A 16549-nucleotide genomic window follows, 5' to 3' on the forward strand; every position below is an offset into this window, starting at 1 on the left:
TCAGCCGCGGGCGTGGCAGCTGCAGCATCGGTTGGGACCGTCACGGTATCGGCCAGCGCGCGGGCAATGCCTGCCGGCGTGTCGGTGCTGGCGACCATCGGGCAGCCGATTGCGTCCGGCCAGATCCAGATGAACGGGACTGCGCTGCCTGCTGGCGTGGTTGCCTATGCCTACGTCGGCCAGGTAACGGCCAGCAGCATGACATTCGCTCGCGCGCCAGCCGGCCCCGGCTATTCCCGCCCATTCACGAACACGACCCGGCCGCACCAGGTCAACACGAGACGCACACGATGACTGAAAAACTGAAGACGCGGTCGACAGAAATGCCGATCACGAAGGAACTCGCGCGCGCCGCGGTCGCAGCCGACGGCGAGGAGCTTGACCCGCTGATCGAGACCTTCGTGCGCGGCATCACGGCCGAGATCGAGCACCGGATCGGCCAGAAGGTCATGGTCCAGACCTGGCTGTGGATCGGCGACCGGTTTCCGACCGATATCGTGCTCCCGCACCCGGTCCGCTCGGTGGTCTCGGTCAAGTTCATCGACGCGGCCGGCATCATGCAGACGCTGGATCCTGCCGATTACAAGCTGGTGGGCGAGCAGTACGAAACGTGGCTGGTGCCTGGCGATGGCCGGGCATGGCCGGAAACGTTCGACACGGTCAGCGCGGTCACGGTGGAAGTGATTGCCGGCATGGCCGAGACGCCGGAAGAGGTCGACCCGGCTATCTCTTCGTTCATCCTTCTGCGACTGCGCGAGGAAATGGACCCGGACCCGCGCAATGCGATCGCGATCGAGTATTGCGCGCGGAAGCTGGACGGCCTGCGGAGCTATCGATGAGCCTCGGGGCGAAGCTGAAACACCGGGTCATGCTGCAGCAACGCGGCCCGGGCCGGGATGAGTACGGACAGGAAGTCGACGCCAATTGGACCGACGTCGTATCGGTGCGCGCTGCCGTGGAGGATATTTCCGGCCGTCAGTACGTCGCAGCTCAGGCCACGCAGAACTCAGTGCAGACCAAGGTGACGATTCGCCAGCGCGACGGCATCGTTCCCACTATGCGCGTTGTCTGGAATGACACGAATTACGACATCGAAGCCGTCCTTGAAACGCAGGAAGGCACGCTGGAACTGATGTGCAAAAAAGGCGTAAGCAATGGCTGACTCCTTCCTGAAGCTCGACGGCTTCAAGGAGCTGGCCGCTGCCATGCGCGAGCTGCCCGAGCGGGTCGCAAAGAATGCGTTGCGCTCTGCCGTCTCATCAGCCGCCGCCGTGGTGCGCGACGAAGCCAAGTTGCGCGCACCTGTCGACACCGGCGAAATGAAGCGAGACATCATGATCAAGCGCGAGCGGGACGCCAAGGGCGGGCCAATGGTGGCCACCTATTCGGTCTATGTGCGCAGCGGCAAAAAGTCCCGGCTGGCCGGTAAGAAGCGGAACGTGCAACGGGACAGTTTTTACTGGCGCTTCGTCGAATATGGTACCGCCAAGATGGCTGCACAGCCTTTTATGCGCCCGGCCTTCCAAGCAAAGAAGGAAGCTGCCATCGATGCGATGCGCGAGAAGCTGGACGCTCGCATTCAAAAAGAAGCAACCGAACTGTCTAAAAAATGAGCATCCAATCCGACTTGCACGCGCTACTGACTGGGATTGTCGCAGCAGATCAGATCTACCCAGTCTCCGCGCGAGCCCCAGTCCAGCCGTACATCGTCTACCAGCGCGTTTCTGCCGTGCCAGAGAACGTTCTCGCCGGCAATGGTGGGAACAATCCGCTGATCAACACCCGGCTGCAGATAGACGTGTATGCAACCCTCTATGGCGAGGCTCAGGCCAAGGCGCAGGCAATCAAAGACGCGCTGCGCGACTGGCCCGTCCAGAACGTAACGAATTCCGAGCAGGACTTTTTTGAGGACGGTGTGAATCTGCATCGCGTGATGATCGATATTTCAACCTGGCACAACTAAAACTATGGCACTCAGCAAAGAACAAATCCTGTCCGCAAAAGACTTCACCAGCGAAATCGTCCCAGTCGAAGCGTGGGGCGGCGAAGTGCATATCCGGGCCATGTCCGGCGCCGAGCGCGACGCATTCCGCGCGGCTATCGAGGGCGGCCAAGCGCCGGTCGGCAAGTTCGAAGCATCACTGCTGGCGCTGACCCTGGCCGACGAGCACGGTGCGCTGCTGTTTACGCTGCAGGAAGTCGAGGCGCTGCGCGGCAAGTCGGCCGCTGTGCTGGACAAGCTGGCGCAGGAAGCCATGCGCATCAACGGCATGACCGCCGCGGCACAGGAAGAAGCCGCAAAAAACTAAAAGCGCGGCCGGAGCGAAAGTTCTGGTTCCGGCTCGCGCTACAGCTGGGCATGTCAGTACGCCAGGCGCAACGGGAAATCGACAGCGCCGAGTTCAACGAATGGATGGCCTATTACTCGCTGGAGCCATTCGGCGAGCAGATCGCCGACATCCGGCACGGCATTGCGGTTTCGACCCTGGCCAACATCAACCGGGACGCGAAGCAGCGCCGGGAGCCATACGAAGTTTCGGACTTCGTGCCCTGGCATGAGGACAACCGGAGGCCGAAGGGCGAAACGGCAATTCTGCTGGAAGACCCGGAGCAGCAGACCGAAGCAATGATCAACGCGATGTTCGGCGGCAGCGTCCTCCGAGCGTGAAAGCACCACATCTCAACCCGCCCGCTGATGCGGGTTTTTCTTTTAAGGACCATCACCATGCCGTCTACCGCATTTTCCTCGCAAGGCACCGTCATCAGCGTCGGCACCACCGCCGGCGCCGCGAACCCGCTCACCAGCATTTCTGCCACCAGCCCGGCCATCGTCACCGATTCGGGCCACGGCTTCGTGAACGGCGACGTCGTCACGCTGTCCGGCATCGTCGGCACCATGTCCGTGCTCAACGGCCAGTCCTTCGTCGTCTCGAACTCGACCCCGAATGCGTACGCGCTGTTCGGCTCGGATGCCACCGGCCTGGCCTACACGTCCGGCGGCACCGCAACGCCATTGAACTGGGCGCCCATCGCCAACGTGAAGTCGTACAGCGGCTTCGACGGGTCCGCATCCGAGATCGACGTGACGAACCTGTCCAGCATCGCCAAGGAAAAGCGCCTCGGCCTGCAGGACTTCGGCTCGTTCAGTTTCGACATCAACCCGGACTTCAGCGATGCTGGCCAGAACGCCCTGCGCGCTGCGAAGGCGGCCGGCTCGATCAAGAACTTCCGGGTTGCTTACCCTAACGGCAAGGCGGCTTCGTTCTCGGGCTTCGTCAAGTCCATGCCAGAGCAGGGCGGCGTGGATGGCGTACACTCGGGCTCGGTTTCCATCACCGTGAGCGGAGCGGTCGTCGTCGCGTAATCCATCGTCGGCCCCGTCGTTTACCTGGCGGGGTTTACCTGTCATTATTTCCTTTCAATAACATTGGAGGGGAAATGTTTCCACGACTGGCACTATCGATTTTTGTAGTTGCGGCCTTTGTCTCCGCTAATGGACAAGCAGAAGTGCAAAAAGTCCAAGGCAAAAGATCGGCGAAAGCGGTTGAAACTGCATCGGAAAAAAAGGCGCCGGCGTACGGTGAGATTTTCGATTTCCGTGGCATTAAGCTCGGCATGACGCAGGCGGAATTCAAAGCCGCTGAAATCCCCAAAGAAGCCGTACCATCTGCGCCAATTCAAATCCCGGGGATGAGACAGCAAGTTGTTTCATCCAAAGCTGAGTGCACAAATGACGAAGGCGCGGCAGATACCGTAAAGCTATTTGTGCGAGATAAAGATATTGGCGTAACGGAGTGCGCCTGGGTGATCCGTGAAGAATCCTATTCCACGTCTGCCAGGAAATCGCCGCTATATGCCGCTGGGGCAGGAGTTAAAGATTATCGATTTAGGTTTATCGCGCTGCCTGGTGAAGAGCCGAAATTATTTTCTATTGAGCTTGAAACGCGCGCCAATAGGCACCAAGAACTCGTTGATGCGCTTACGACAAAATTCGGGCCGCCGGCAGAATCGGAAAATGGCACCGTGCAAAACCGAATGGGAGCCACGTTTGAAAATAACACTGTGGTATGGGAGAACGCTACAGGCCAAATAAAAGTACTACAGAGAGCTCTCGATATAGAGACTGGGCTGACCTTCTTTTACTTAAAAACCCATTTCGTATATTTTGCAAAACTTGCGAAAGATAAAAAAGAAAAGAATGGCCCTGGGGTTTAAATAAAACCAAACCAACTTAGCCCGCTTACGAGCGGGTTTTTTTATGGGAAAAACATGGCATCACTCGGAAAACTGACGGTCGAATTGGAAGCCAATATGGCCAAGTTCCAATCGGAAATGACCAAATCGGCTTACATCACCGAGCAGGCCATGAACAAGATGGCGGCCGGCGCCGACCTGGCAAAGACTGCGATCAAGGGCTTGGCAGCCGGGCTTGTCGCAGGACTGGCTGCCAATGGGTTGAGCGCTGTCACGACCGCAATCAACAGCACCATCGACTCATTCGCAAAGCTGGACGACATGACGCAGAAGACTGGCGCCTCGGTCGAGGGCCTGTCGAAGCTGTCGAAGGTCGCGGTGACGTTCGGGCAAGATTTCGGCGAAGTGGATGCCGCACTGGTGAAGCTGGCTAAGGGCATGAACGGCGTCGACGAGGAAGGCAGCAAGGTCAAGGCCGGGCTGGAAGCGATCGGCATTTCGACCAAAGACCTCAAGTCGCAAGATCCAGGCGAGGTCTTTGTCCAGGTGGCGCGCAAGCTCCAAGAGTACAAAGACGGCGCATCCAAGACAGCCCTCGTCATAGACGTGCTTGGAAAGTCGGCCGCCAATCTGCTGCCATACATGAATGACGTGGCGGATAACATCGACCGATTCAAAGGAATTTCTTCTGAGGCGGCGGCCAGCGCGGCGGCATATCAAGATCAGCTCGGCCTGTTGAGAGGTCGCCACACCGAGCTTGTGCAGTCTATCGTCGGGGCTGCCTTGCCGGCCATGCTTGACTTCACAAAGGCGTTGCTCGACTCGAAAGAGGAGGGGAAAAAGCTTTTCGCAGACGACTCTATTACAAAGTGGGCGGACCTTGGCGCGAAAGCTGCCGCCTACATGGTGGACAGTTTCACTCGCGCCATTTCAATCATCCAGATGACCGGATCCACCATCGCGGGCGTCCTCTCCAGCGTAGCCCTGGCGGTGAAGGGAGATTTCAGCGGCGCCAGCGCGGCATTCGGCGCCACCGGGAAGGAGCTGCAAGCCAACTTCGATTCTTTTATGCAGAAGAAAACGATGATGCAGCGAGTGACGGAAGAAATCGCCGGCCGCCCAGACCGCGCCAGATCCAAGGAAGAGGATTCACGAGATTCCGCCATGATGAACGCGCTTGGCTTTAAAAGCGGGAAAAAGGATTTGCCCTACACAAGCCCGAAAGCCGCCGGCGCGGCTGGCGCTACCGATGACCCGGCCCGCAAGCAGCGCGACCTCGCGGTAAAACAAATCGAAAATGCCCTGGCCGCCGAGCGGGACGCCATCAAGTTCCACGACGATTACATCAGCGAGCTGCGCAGCCAGGATCTGATCGACTACAAGACGTATGACGCCGAAAAGCAGGCATCGCGCGATGCGGACCTGGCCTCTGCCGTTTCCGCGTACGACAAGGAGATTGCGGTCCTGCAGGCATACAAAGCCAAGACCGACAAGCTCAAGGAAAGGGCCGACGCTGACCTGAAGATCGAGGAAGTGCGCGGCAAGAAGGACAAGGCCATCCAGGACGCCAGCCAGAAGACCGTCATGGCGACCCTGGAGCAGACGCGCGCGCAGAGCGAACTGAAGAAGGTCATGGATGACTGGAACCGGCAACAGTCGCAGAGCCTGGACCAGATGCAGGCCGAGGTCGACATGATGGGCATGTCACAGGTGGAAATCGCCAAGCTGATCGCCGCGCGTCGCATCCTGCTGGATGTCGAGGAGCAGATCCGCCGCGCCAAGGAAAAGGGCGATGTCTCGGATGAATCCCTGGACGGCTACCGCAAGCAGGCGGCTGCTGCCATCAAGCGCAGCAACGAGATTTACGACGCCGGCGACAAGAAGGCCAAAGATCCGTACTTCAACCTGACCGAATCCCTGCGCCGGTACGGTGAGGAAGCGCAGAACGTAGGCCAGCAGATCGGCAGCGCGATGACCAATGCGTTCCGCGGCGCAGAGGATGCGCTGGTGACTTTTGCGATGACCGGCAAGTTTGCCTTCGGCGACCTGGCGAAATCGATCCTGGCCGACCTGGTGCGCATCCAGGCGAAGAATCTGGTTGTTGCGCTGGCCGGTTCTGGCGGCACGGCAGGCGGCGGCATCATCGGCTCCCTGTTCGCCAACATTGCCGGGGCGCGGGCGGATGGCGGTCCTGTAAACGGTGGCAGCAGCTACATAGTTGGTGAGCGCGGACCGGAGGTGTTCAAAGCGCCATCGTCCGGCACGATCATCCCTAATGAGGCTCTGCAAGGCGGCAGCAGCTCCATGCCTAGCATCATCATCCACCAGACCAACCACATCGACAGCCGGACCGACCAAGGTGCGATTGCTCAGATCATGCAGCGGACAAAGGCAGAGACCAAGGCTGAAATCACGCGCGAAATGCAGCGCAGCCGCAACGCATATTCGAGGGCTTAATGGCGATTCTCACTTTCCCGTCGATTATCCCGACCCGTGCGACCTGGGGGCTGAAGTCCATCACCGAGGCATTCACGTCGCCGCTCAACGGCACAACCCAGACCAGCGGCCGCCCCGGCAGCCGCTGGAAGGTGACGCTGGAGTTCGAGAGCATGAACCTGTCGCAGGGCGCCACGCTGGACGGCTGGCTGGCCGGCATGGATGGCATGTCGAACCGCACGAACATCTATCCGCATCACCGGCCCGGCACCGGCGCCACCGCCACGGTCAACGGCGCCAGCCAGGTCGGCTCGACGCTCAACATCAACTGCGCCGCCAACCGTGTCTTTGCTGCGGGTGACTTCTTCTCCGTCAATGGCGAACTGAAGATGATCACCGCGTCGACCGTGGCGAACGGCACCGGCCAGGCCACGCTGGCATTTTCGCCCATGCTGCGCGCCTCGCCGACCAGCGGATCGAACGTCGTCTTTACCCAGCCGACCGTGCAGATGATGCTCGCGCAGGATGAATACGGCGTCACGCGCGTGCCCGGCCCGCTCTACGAAAACATCACGATCTCCATGATGGAAGTCTTTCAATGACACACCCGCTTGATGCGAACCAGTCCGCGGCGCTGGCGGCCAGCCACATCGAGGGCATCGCCTTCGTGCAACTGGACTTCACGACCACGCTGCGCCTGTCGACCCTGCCCTACAACTTCAGCTGGAACGGCTTTAACTGGATCGGCACCGGCACGCTCGGCGCCATCTCGTCGATCGGCGAGAACGTGGACCTGCAGGCGCAGGGCGTGTCGCTGTCGCTGTCGGGCATCGCGCCGTCGCTCATTTCCACCGCGCTGGGCGAGCAGTACCAGGGCAAGCCGTGCCAGATATGGTTCTGCCCGCTCAATCCCGACACCGGGCAGCTGATCGGCACGCCGATCCGCATCTTTTCCGGCCGCATCGACACGATGGATATCGAGGTTGGCGAGCGGGCCACCCTCACGCTGACCGCAGAGGGAAAGCTGATCGACTTCTTCCGCCCGCGCGTGTCGCGTTACACCGACGCCGAGCAGCAGCTGCGGTATCCAGGCGACCTGGGGCTGCAGTATGTCAATTCGCTCATCGAAGCACAAGTGATCTGGGGCCGCGCATGAACCGCATCGAAAACTGGCCGTCGCTCTTGGTCGACTTCATCGAAAGCCGCCGCGAAACTCCCTTCTCCTGGGGGCGGTCCGACTGCTGCCTGTTCGCCGCCGACGCGGTGCAGGCCATCACCGGGACCGACTTTGCAGCGCAGTGGCGCGGCACCTATAGCGATGCCCGCGGCGCCCTGGCGCACATCGAGGCGGCTGGCGGCGTGCCGGCACTGGTCCCGTTCGAGGAAGTAGAGCCGGGCTATGCGCAGCGCGGCGACGTGGTGATGCTGGACATGGATGGGCGCGATGTGCTGGCCGTCCACCTAGGCAACGTCATCGCCGGCCAGGGGCCGGATGGTGTGACCTTCGTTCCAAACAATGCCGCCGTCAAGGCGTGGAGAACTGCATGATCCCGAAATTGCCAAAGCGGCAGCGACGCAAATTCAAGAAGCTGCTGGCGACGTGCGTGACCTTCGCTGCGCTGGCGACGGCATCGGGCAACCTGCAGGCCGAGCCGGTCACGGGCAGCATCGCCACGGCGCTGATGTATTTTGTCGGCTATGACACGGCTATTGCCATTGCCGCGGCTGTGGTGTCGTTCGCCGTGTCGTCCGCGCTGTCGTATGCGGTCGGCGCGATCACGCAGCCATCGACGGGCGGCTACAGCAGCAATGCGCTGTCGAACCGCACGCACATGGTCCGCTCGTCCGTCGCGCCGCGCAACATGGTCTACGGACGCTGCATGGTGTCCGGCCCGCTCGCGTTTATTGGCACGTCCAACCGCGGCGACGGAACGAATGGCGTTGGCGGCACCACGATCAAGGGCGGCGAGAATGCTTTCCTGCACCTGGTGGTCATGCTGGCGAACCACGAGATTGACGGCGTTGAGGAAGTGTACCTGGGGGATGACCCCATCGGCTTCTCCACGATGGTCAACAACAAGCCGACCGGCGGCAAGTTCGGCAACCTCATCAATCAGGGAGATGCCATCACGACGACGTTCACGGTGCCGGCAAATTCGACTGGCATCACCTTGGGCGGCCTGGGTGCAACGTCGATTCTCGGACTGGCAGAAGTCGGCGCTACGCCAGCGGCTGCGCCAAGCGGCGGCGAAGGTGGTGTGGACGCCTTTGGCAACCCGATCCTGCCAAACGGCGGCACCGCCAGCATCGACACCGCATTTACATTCGTCAATGCCACCACGGTCACGACGCCGGCCGTCAACAGGTCGCGCAACATGGCGATCACCTTCCTATCAAAGGGGACTCCCGCGTCCTATGTGGATTGCTATGCGCATCTAGGCAGCCCGTCGCAAACTGCCAATACGGCGCTTATCGCATCCTGTCCGGCGCAGTGGACTGCAGCGCACCGCCTACAGGGCGTCGCCTACCTGTACATCCGGCTGCTCTACAACACAAAAGTTTTCCCGAACGGCATACCGAACGTCAAGGCGATGGTGCGCGGCAAAAAAGTGCGAGATCCTCGCAGCGGCAGCTACCCCAACGACGCGCCGACATGGAAGGCGAACTATGCGCTATGCGCGATGGATTACCTGAAATCAGCAGATGGGCTGGGCTGCACAGATGCCGACCTTGACCTGGAGCAGATCAAGGTCGCCGCAAACATTTGCGACGAAGTGGTCAATATTCGAGATCAATATGATGGTCGAGTGATTGCTGAAGGTTTGCCGTACCAGCAGTATCGCTATGAGGCGCACGGCACGCTGCTGCTGGATCACGATGTGGAGGAGAACCTGCGCAGCCTGTCGACGGCGGGCGGCGGCCCGGTGCCCTTGTTGGTGTCCGGCCGCTTCCAGATCCCTGTCGGCTACTACGGCACGCCGGTGGCGCAGGCGCTCACGGAGTCGGACCTTCGCGCGGCAGTCAAGGTGCGCCCACGCACGTCCCGGCGCGATCTGTTCAATGCGGTTGGCGGAACCTACGTCGACGGCCGTATCTCCTGGCAGCCGACAGACTTCCCGGAGGTCGCCAACAGCTTCTATCAATCGCAGGATGCCGGCGAAAAGATCCGGCGCGACGTGACGTTCCCGTTCACGACCGACGAGATCATGGCGCAGCGACTGGCGAAGATCATGCTGGAGCGCAGCCGCCAGGGCATCACGATCGACTGGCCCGGCAAGCCGAGCTGCTTCCGCCTGTCGGTGGGCGATCTGGTGCCGGTCACGCTGGCGAAGTTCGGCTGGAATGCGAAAGTGTTCCGCGTCATCGCCTGGAGCATGGAGAGCAACGGCACCATTGACCTGGTGCTGCAGGAGGATGCAACGGGCGTGTATGACTGGAACTACGGTCAAGCGACGACGACGGACCTGTCAAAGGACACGGATCTGCCCGACCCGTCCTACATCACGCCGGTCGGTGCGCTTACGCTGTACTCCGACAGTTCAGAGCTGGTGCGCACGGGCGACGGCACGATTGTCAGCCGGCTGCATGTGATCTGGCCGGCGTCGACTGATGCAAGCGTGGTCAACGGCGGCGAGTTCCAGGTGCAGTACAAGAAGGCATCCGAGACGTTCTGGACGCCGTGGGACAAGGTAAGCGGCGCCTTTAACGAGACATGGATCAGTCCGGTTGTCGACACGGAAACGTACTACGTGCGCGTGCGCGCGGTGAACAGCCGCGACATTGAAACGGATTGGGTCTACGCCAAGCACAAGATCATCGGCAACACTGGGGCACCACCGAATGTGTCGAACTTCACCGTTACCGTGCGCGCAGATGGAACCCGGTCATTTAGCTGGTCGACAAGCAATCAGCCGGTGAACGTAACGACAGGTGGTGGCTATCGGCTCAAGTATCGTCCGGGCGGCAGCAATGCCGCGTGGGCAGACATGACGCCGCTACACAATGGCCTGCTGTCGCAGTCGCCGTTGCAGATCGCCGACCCGGTTGCTGGTTTTTATGATTTCGGCATCGTTGCGGTCAATGCAAGCCGCGTCGAATCCTCCACGCCTGCGATGATCAACGACGCGACGATCGGCAAGGAGCCAGTCAGTTATGAGGCGTCGGTCAATCTCATCCCAAACAGCGATTGGCAAATGTCCAATGGCACCAGCAGCGGAGAGGCGTGCCTGTACGGATGGACGCTGACGACCAGCGATAACGGGTCGTATGCTGGTGCGGCGCGTCCAGCCGGTATGGGCCGGAATCGCACGCCATGGAATATCGGGCGAGGCGGAGCCTGGCTATGGCATTCCACGACGGTGGCGAATGCCAGTGGCGTTGCGCAACCACGCAGCGATGCGCCGACCGCCTCAATCTATACGAGCGACGGACCCGGCGGGCGCTTTATGGCACCCGTTACCGCCGGCGTTATTTATGAGGCTTCGGTGTTCGTCAATCCGCATCAATGCCAGGTTGAAATGACCATTGAGTGGTTCAAGAGCACGCAAGATGGCAATGGGCAATATCAGCGGTCAACAGTGGCGACAAGCTCCAGAGTTGACGGGGTATTCGCCGCCGGCGCGGGATCAACGGGCGACGCCGGACTCGGCGGCTATACTGCGCCAAATGCCGGCATGTATCAGCTATGGGGCACGATCACAGCGCCGTCCGATGCGGCATTTGCGCGCATCGTCCTTATCAAACATGGCACGTTTCCTGATTCTGGCGGGCTCAATAAGGAGAGTTACGCCTTTTGGAACAAGGCCATGTTGTGTATCGCGCGCCAGGGCGTGACGCGTCAAACAGCGACGCCGTGGATTGAATTTACTTACGATCAACTGCACGGCGGCAGCCTGGCGGGAGGCTCTGTCGACAGCGCCCAAGTTGCCGCAGAGGCGGCAACTACTGTTCGGGTAACTGACACTCTGGACACGGGCAGATGCACGCAGAATCCGGCGAACGGCCAAACGGCAATCAACTCCATTCCCTATACCGCCGCTGTCGATTGCACGGTCACTGTATTTTGGCAGGTGAAGTACCTTATCGAAAATACCGGGAATGGCACAAGTGGCGGCACGGTGATTGTCTATAGCGACCCGTTTATCCAGCTTGGCGGGGAGCCGAACGGCGCAAACGATCCGTACGCCGGGTCAAAATCATACGTCGAGTACGACGCGCCGGCAGGTCAGAGCATTTCCGGGACTCGCTCTGGATCTCGAACCTACACCATGCAAAAAGGCGGGTATGCCGTTTTCTATTTAACGGGCGCAGGCGGAGCAAGCAGCGCGCAGCGCAATATTTACTTGCATCCGCAGTGGTCATCCCTTCGCTTGGAGGTCGTAAAACGATGATGGTCTTTAGCGAATACAATCAATCAACTGGGCTGCTGACGGGGCGGCGATATATTGGGCTGCCGAATGGATTGCTGGACATGGTGAGCCTTAGTCCTGAGTCCACATATCTATTGGGCGAGTACGATCACCTCTCGCAGCGTGTTGATCTGTCGACCGGCAATGTTGTGGATTATCAGCCGCCACAACCTGGGGCATCCTATCAGTGGGACTCAGCGAGTCGGCGGTGGGTATATGTGGCAAATTCCGCCGAAAGGCTGTGGACGGCCAAGGACGACGCATTGCGAGAAGTGTATGCGTACTACTCCGCCAAACTCTCCGACGTGCGGGCCACATATCCGGCAGATGAGGTTGCAAGTTGGGGCAAGCAGGAGTCAGAAGCACGCGCCTGGACAGCCGACCATGCCGCACCGACGCCACTGCTGTCCGCTATCTCTGCCGCGCGTGGTGTGCCGTTCGCGCTGCTGGTTGAAAAGGTCATCGAAAAAGCCGATCTGTTCGCTGCCGCATCCGGTGCGCTGATCGGTGCGCGACAGCATGCAGAAGACCGAATCAATGCCGCGACCACGCCAGAGGAAGTCGCTCAGGTCGTAGCAGATATTTTCCCCGCCGAGTAGTCATCCAGCCATACCACCCAGGCCCGCCGCGTGCGGGCTTTTTCCATTTAAGGACCCCATGAACAGCATCCCTGCAGCACCAGCCTTGCCGGCCAATGCCCCGACCGTCTTCGAGATGTGGGACCACTCGGGCGCGACGCCTGCGATGACCTCCGTTGTCGTCCTGAATCAGCGCGGCCCGGATTTAGTGCCGGACGACGCTGTCTATGCGGCCGAGCGTGGCGCCGCGGCCTGGTATAGGTCCGATGAGGTCCTGAGGTTGGGTGACTTCGTCTTCGGCGCGCACCTGCTGGTCTCTGGTGCGCAGAACACCACCTCCGGCACGCAATCCCTGCTGGAATCGTTTATCAAGATCGACAAGCGCAGCCCGACTTGGCCGACGTACCCGTTCTCGGCCACCTACAACCAGAAAACCGAGTCCGTCTTCCCGGGGCCGCACAAGATCGTCGCCAAGGACTCCGCCGGGAAGGTCGTCCATACCTTCGAGATGCATGACGGCCTGCCGATCAACGACCCGTCGCTGCACCAAGGTTACCCCACCGAGACGAAACCGCTGCGCCCGAAGGTTTCGGTAGGCAGCGTGCTGCCATGGTGGAACGAGCCGCCGCGCCAGTCGGCCAGCCTTGCGCAGATGTTCGCCGGGATCACAGACGACGGGATGCGCCCATCGCAGACGAAAACGCATTTTTCGGTGCTGTCATGCGAGCCGCCGATCACGAGCGGGTACAACCGCTACTCGCTGAATTCTCTCGCCGACATTTGGCGTTCCAGGGAATGGCCAATGCCGAAGGCGTCTTACTGGCCTGACCCGGCCACCGCCGACCCATACGCGAACTATTCAGACCTAGCTTATGACGGCCACAGCGCATTCATGGGCGCGTACATCGAGGGTTACCGCTACGAGCCGGGCTCCTACACCACGCACAACAAATACACCGCGCCTGGCGGCCCGCGCTTTGATCGCGCAACGTTCCCCAGCCAGATCGCGCTCTGGATGACCAAACCGAATGGCAAGCGGCTTGACGGTGGCGTCGCGTTTTCCACGATCGCGTACGAGTTCGCTTTGGCGTACGGCAACCACCCGAACCACTGGTCTCCAAATCCGGCCACAGCCGCGCTCTGGTCGTCGGACGCAGACCTGATCGCCTCGAAAGACTACTTCACCGGCAATTACTACGGCGACGGCGGCCCGGACGGTCCGAACGCGATCCGTGTCAACGCTGCGCAGCGCGACGGAACCGGTCCGCAGCACTACGACAAGAACGGCGACATGCCATATCACGGCTGGGGGCGCGATTCGCTCCATGACTACACCACTGCTGGCGACGCGGCAATTGCCATGCAGAGTCCGATGATGGCGGTTCTGTCGAAATGGGATACTGCAACTGCCTTCATGTGCCATGGCAATGCAAACCGATCCGGGCGCGACGGCTACCTCGTGCGCGACATGGCTTGGGACTGGAAGCACATGGTCTGGTCCTGGAAGCTTGGTGCGGATCACCCGCTGGCGTTTAAGCGCAAGGACATCGAGGACCGGTTCTGCGTGCGTCTGGAAGCCATCCACCGCGACATCGTCGCCCCCATATTGGCTGGAGCGCGGCCGGCCGGCATGTATGAATACCTCGAAGGCCTGGTGCGCTTCGGTCAGCCGCTCGAGCGCGATGGCGACCGGTGGGGGTGCCACGGCGGCGGGCTGGGCTTCTACCTGGGCGGCGTGCTGATCTACATGAAGCAGTCTGGCATGTGGGCGGCCATCCAGGCGCGAGGCGGCAAAGCATTCGAGGCGCTGGTATTCACGGTGCGCTGCGCCTGCCAATACGCGTTCGGCATCTTCGCGCAGACCAAAGCGACGATGTTCTCGAACCCATCCTACCCAGCCGATTACATCTTTGCCGACGGCACCGGCATGCCAGCGGGCTGGGCGGAGTGGTCGAAGGTGGTTGAGGGCGACGTGCCATTCTCGCCGAGTGGCGACGTGTCGATCTACCCGACCATGCAATTCGTCCATGCGATGTGGGATTACTTCCCGGAGATCGACCATCCGCTGAAGAAAGCCGCCTATGACGTCGTGGTCGCGTTCGAGCAGCGCGTAGCGACCAGCGTCGCAGCAGAGCGTGACCTGCAAAGGCAGCGGGACAGGGATTTCACCTACCGCTATCCCGGGGTGGCACCGATCAAGGCCCCGGCTGTACTTGGCCCCGGCGCGGCAGTCGCGCTGCCCGAGCTAAAGTCAGTCGCGGCGTCGATCATCGTGCCAGCCTGGACGCCAGACACCGACACGGATGCCGGCACTTGGGTCTTGATAGGGAAAGAGAACGACAAGCTGACCGTCGACTCGGACACGCGAGTCTGCTATGGCATTAACCGGCAGTGGCTGGTCACGACGCTCTCGGGCGTATTCGACGCCTCCAATGGCTTCTTCGGCACGGACCCGGCACCAGGCGTCAAGAAAGTGGTCATGAAGTTCGTTCCGGCAGCAGTCCAGCCGGCGCCCGAGCCAGTGCCCGAGCCAGTGCCGGAACCTGCGCCGCAGCCGACACCAGGCCCGACGCCGACTCCGCAGCCAGTCCCGGAGCCACAACCGCAGCCAGTTCCAGAGCCACAGCCGGATCCAGTTCCCGTCCCGGCGCCCGAGCCGCAGCCGGACCCGGCGCCAGCGCCCGACCCGGTGCCGCCGGCCAAGACGCCCATGCCGGTGGGGATCGCAATCATCGCTGCGATGACAGCCTTCCTCGAGACCTGCGGCTACACCGTCACGAAAAAGTAAAGCGATCAACCAGGTCAGGTTCCGCTGCGGCGGGCCTGACCCCTGCTTGAAGGAAGTGCAATGGCAACACCATGGATTGAAAACCTGCTCGGCTCGCTCGGGATGGCCGGGGGTGGCGCCCTTGCGATCAAGTGGGTTGTGGAGGCGTGGCGCGAAGAAAGGGCGAAAAGCCGCGGCGCTCATGCCGAATCGCAGGCGATTAAGCACCTTAGCGCAGAGGTCGACCGGATGGCCAAGCGCATGGACGAATTGGAGAAAGATGTTGCCGAGAAAAGCGCCGCGAACGCCGCCCTTCAAAGTGAGATTGATGAGCAACGTCGCCTGCGCCGGTTGGCTGAAGACAAGTTTGACGCAGAGTGCAGGGCGCGTCAGGACCTGGAGAAACGAGTGGCAGAACTGGAGAAAAAATCATGATCAATGAGCGACGGACCAGCCATGGGCGGCGCGTAGTTGATTTCCTGTGCGAAAGCAAGTCACACACATGGAAAGCAATTCTTGGCATCGCAATACTGGTGGTGCTGCTCATCTTCACCGGCATGCAAATTCAGGCCTGGCGAGAAAGCGCCGAGCGGTCTGCACTCATTGCCGCCGGCCAGGAGACGCTGGCGACGTGCGAGCGCCGGATCATCTCGGTGCGCGACTACTTCGGCAATCAGGCGGCCGAGCGTGCCGAGGTGGTGGAAGAGGTCAAACGCTTGGCCGATGAGACGCTGCGCATCCAGAAAGAGACGCTGAGCCTGATCCAGCGCCGTGCACCGGTTACCGATCGCATCGCCCGCAAGGTCGAGCAGATCGATGCCAAGGCGACCACTGCGGCTGTGGCGGCAACCGATGCCAAGGTCGAGGCTGCGCGGGCCGCGACGGCGCTTGAGTCGAGCACGCCAGTGACGCCCAAGGCCGCCGGCGAGATCAACGACGCTGTCCGCGCCATCAACCGGAGCCACAAATGAAGCCGATTGCCATCTTGCTGCTGGCGCTGGCCGGCTGCACCACGCCCGCGCCGCCGGCATCGTCGCCGTGCCCGGACCTGCCGGAACTGGCGCAGGCGGCCACCTTGGCCGATCTGGAAGCACATCACCTGGCAGTCGTCCGGCTGTACGGCGCCTGCCGGGCGGCGAAGAGCCCACCCAAACTGGAGAAGTGAA

At 61.1% G+C, this 16549-nt stretch carries 19 protein-coding genes; all 19 read left to right on the plus strand.

Going from position 1 to position 16549, the window contains the following annotated elements:
- Positions 1-12 precede the first annotated feature (12 nt).
- The 19 genes from QOL82_RS19610 (at position 13) to QOL82_RS19700 (ending at position 16548) form a co-directional block, all read left to right on the plus strand.
- Complete coding sequence (locus QOL82_RS19610; RefSeq protein WP_283443996.1) at positions 13-294, plus strand: hypothetical protein; 282 nt, start codon at positions 13-15, stop codon at positions 292-294.
- Positions 291-839: a head-tail connector protein gene (locus QOL82_RS19615; protein ID WP_283443997.1), complete on the plus strand. Its 549-nt coding sequence runs from the start codon at positions 291-293 to the stop codon at positions 837-839. Before QOL82_RS19610 ends, QOL82_RS19615 begins: the two co-directional genes overlap by 4 nt.
- On the plus strand, positions 836-1162 hold the full coding sequence (locus tag QOL82_RS19620; protein WP_283443998.1) for a phage head closure protein: 327 nt from the start codon (positions 836-838) through the stop codon (positions 1160-1162). Before QOL82_RS19615 ends, QOL82_RS19620 begins: the two co-directional genes overlap by 4 nt.
- Positions 1155-1613, plus strand: coding sequence for an HK97-gp10 family putative phage morphogenesis protein (locus QOL82_RS19625; RefSeq protein WP_283443999.1), 459 nt, complete (start codon positions 1155-1157; stop codon positions 1611-1613). The genes QOL82_RS19620 and QOL82_RS19625 overlap by 8 nt, the downstream gene beginning before the upstream one ends.
- Positions 1610-1963, plus strand: a complete 354-nt coding sequence (locus QOL82_RS19630) for a DUF3168 domain-containing protein (RefSeq protein ID WP_283444000.1) — start codon at positions 1610-1612, stop codon at positions 1961-1963. Before QOL82_RS19625 ends, QOL82_RS19630 begins: the two co-directional genes overlap by 4 nt.
- A gap of 4 nt (positions 1964-1967) precedes the next feature.
- Positions 1968-2309: a phage tail assembly chaperone gene (locus tag QOL82_RS19635; protein WP_283444001.1), complete on the plus strand. Its 342-nt coding sequence runs from the start codon at positions 1968-1970 to the stop codon at positions 2307-2309.
- Between the two features lie 50 nt (positions 2310-2359).
- A complete protein-coding gene (locus QOL82_RS19640) occupies positions 2360-2668 on the plus strand; it encodes a phage tail assembly protein T (protein ID WP_283444002.1) in 309 nt (102 codons plus the stop codon).
- 57 nt (positions 2669-2725) lie between these two features.
- Positions 2726-3364, plus strand: coding sequence for a phage tail tube protein (locus QOL82_RS19645; protein ID WP_283444003.1), 639 nt, complete (start codon positions 2726-2728; stop codon positions 3362-3364).
- Between the two features lie 74 nt (positions 3365-3438).
- Positions 3439-4215 carry a hypothetical protein gene (locus QOL82_RS19650; protein ID WP_283444004.1) on the plus strand — a complete coding sequence of 259 codons (777 nt, stop codon included), beginning with the start codon at positions 3439-3441 and terminating at the stop codon, positions 4213-4215.
- Between the two features lie 54 nt (positions 4216-4269).
- Positions 4270-6651 carry a phage tail tape measure C-terminal domain-containing protein gene (locus QOL82_RS19655; protein ID WP_283444005.1) on the plus strand — a complete coding sequence of 794 codons (2382 nt, stop codon included), beginning with the start codon at positions 4270-4272 and terminating at the stop codon, positions 6649-6651.
- On the plus strand, positions 6651-7232 hold the full coding sequence (locus QOL82_RS19660) for a hypothetical protein (RefSeq protein WP_283444006.1): 582 nt from the start codon (positions 6651-6653) through the stop codon (positions 7230-7232). Before QOL82_RS19655 ends, QOL82_RS19660 begins: the two co-directional genes overlap by 1 nt.
- Positions 7229-7786, plus strand: a complete 558-nt coding sequence (locus QOL82_RS19665; protein WP_283444007.1) for a hypothetical protein — start codon at positions 7229-7231, stop codon at positions 7784-7786. The genes QOL82_RS19660 and QOL82_RS19665 overlap by 4 nt, the downstream gene beginning before the upstream one ends.
- Positions 7783-8178, plus strand: a complete 396-nt coding sequence (locus QOL82_RS19670; protein ID WP_283444008.1) for a DUF6950 family protein — start codon at positions 7783-7785, stop codon at positions 8176-8178. The genes QOL82_RS19665 and QOL82_RS19670 overlap by 4 nt, the downstream gene beginning before the upstream one ends.
- Positions 8175-12020: a phage tail protein gene (locus QOL82_RS19675; protein WP_283444009.1), complete on the plus strand. Its 3846-nt coding sequence runs from the start codon at positions 8175-8177 to the stop codon at positions 12018-12020. The genes QOL82_RS19670 and QOL82_RS19675 overlap by 4 nt, the downstream gene beginning before the upstream one ends.
- A complete protein-coding gene (locus QOL82_RS19680; protein WP_283444010.1) occupies positions 12017-12637 on the plus strand; it encodes a hypothetical protein in 621 nt (206 codons plus the stop codon). The genes QOL82_RS19675 and QOL82_RS19680 overlap by 4 nt, the downstream gene beginning before the upstream one ends.
- A 58-nt stretch (positions 12638-12695) precedes the next feature.
- Entirely contained in the window at positions 12696-15404 is a 2709-nt protein-coding gene (locus QOL82_RS19685) for a hypothetical protein (protein WP_283444011.1), read from the plus strand.
- Between the two features lie 60 nt (positions 15405-15464).
- Positions 15465-15818, plus strand: a complete 354-nt coding sequence (locus QOL82_RS19690; RefSeq protein ID WP_283444012.1) for a hypothetical protein — start codon at positions 15465-15467, stop codon at positions 15816-15818.
- Positions 15815-16354, plus strand: a complete 540-nt coding sequence (locus QOL82_RS19695; protein WP_283444013.1) for a hypothetical protein — start codon at positions 15815-15817, stop codon at positions 16352-16354. The genes QOL82_RS19690 and QOL82_RS19695 overlap by 4 nt, the downstream gene beginning before the upstream one ends.
- The gene (locus QOL82_RS19700; protein WP_283444014.1) at positions 16351-16548 is read left to right on the plus strand and encodes a hypothetical protein; all 198 of its coding nucleotides are present in this window, start codon (positions 16351-16353) and stop codon (positions 16546-16548) included. Before QOL82_RS19695 ends, QOL82_RS19700 begins: the two co-directional genes overlap by 4 nt.
- Position 16549: the final 1 nt, after the last annotated feature.

Origin of the sequence: Noviherbaspirillum suwonense, from assembly GCF_900182955.1 — a bacterium.
GTDB lineage: Bacteria > Pseudomonadota > Gammaproteobacteria > Burkholderiales > Burkholderiaceae_D > Noviherbaspirillum_A > Noviherbaspirillum_A suwonense.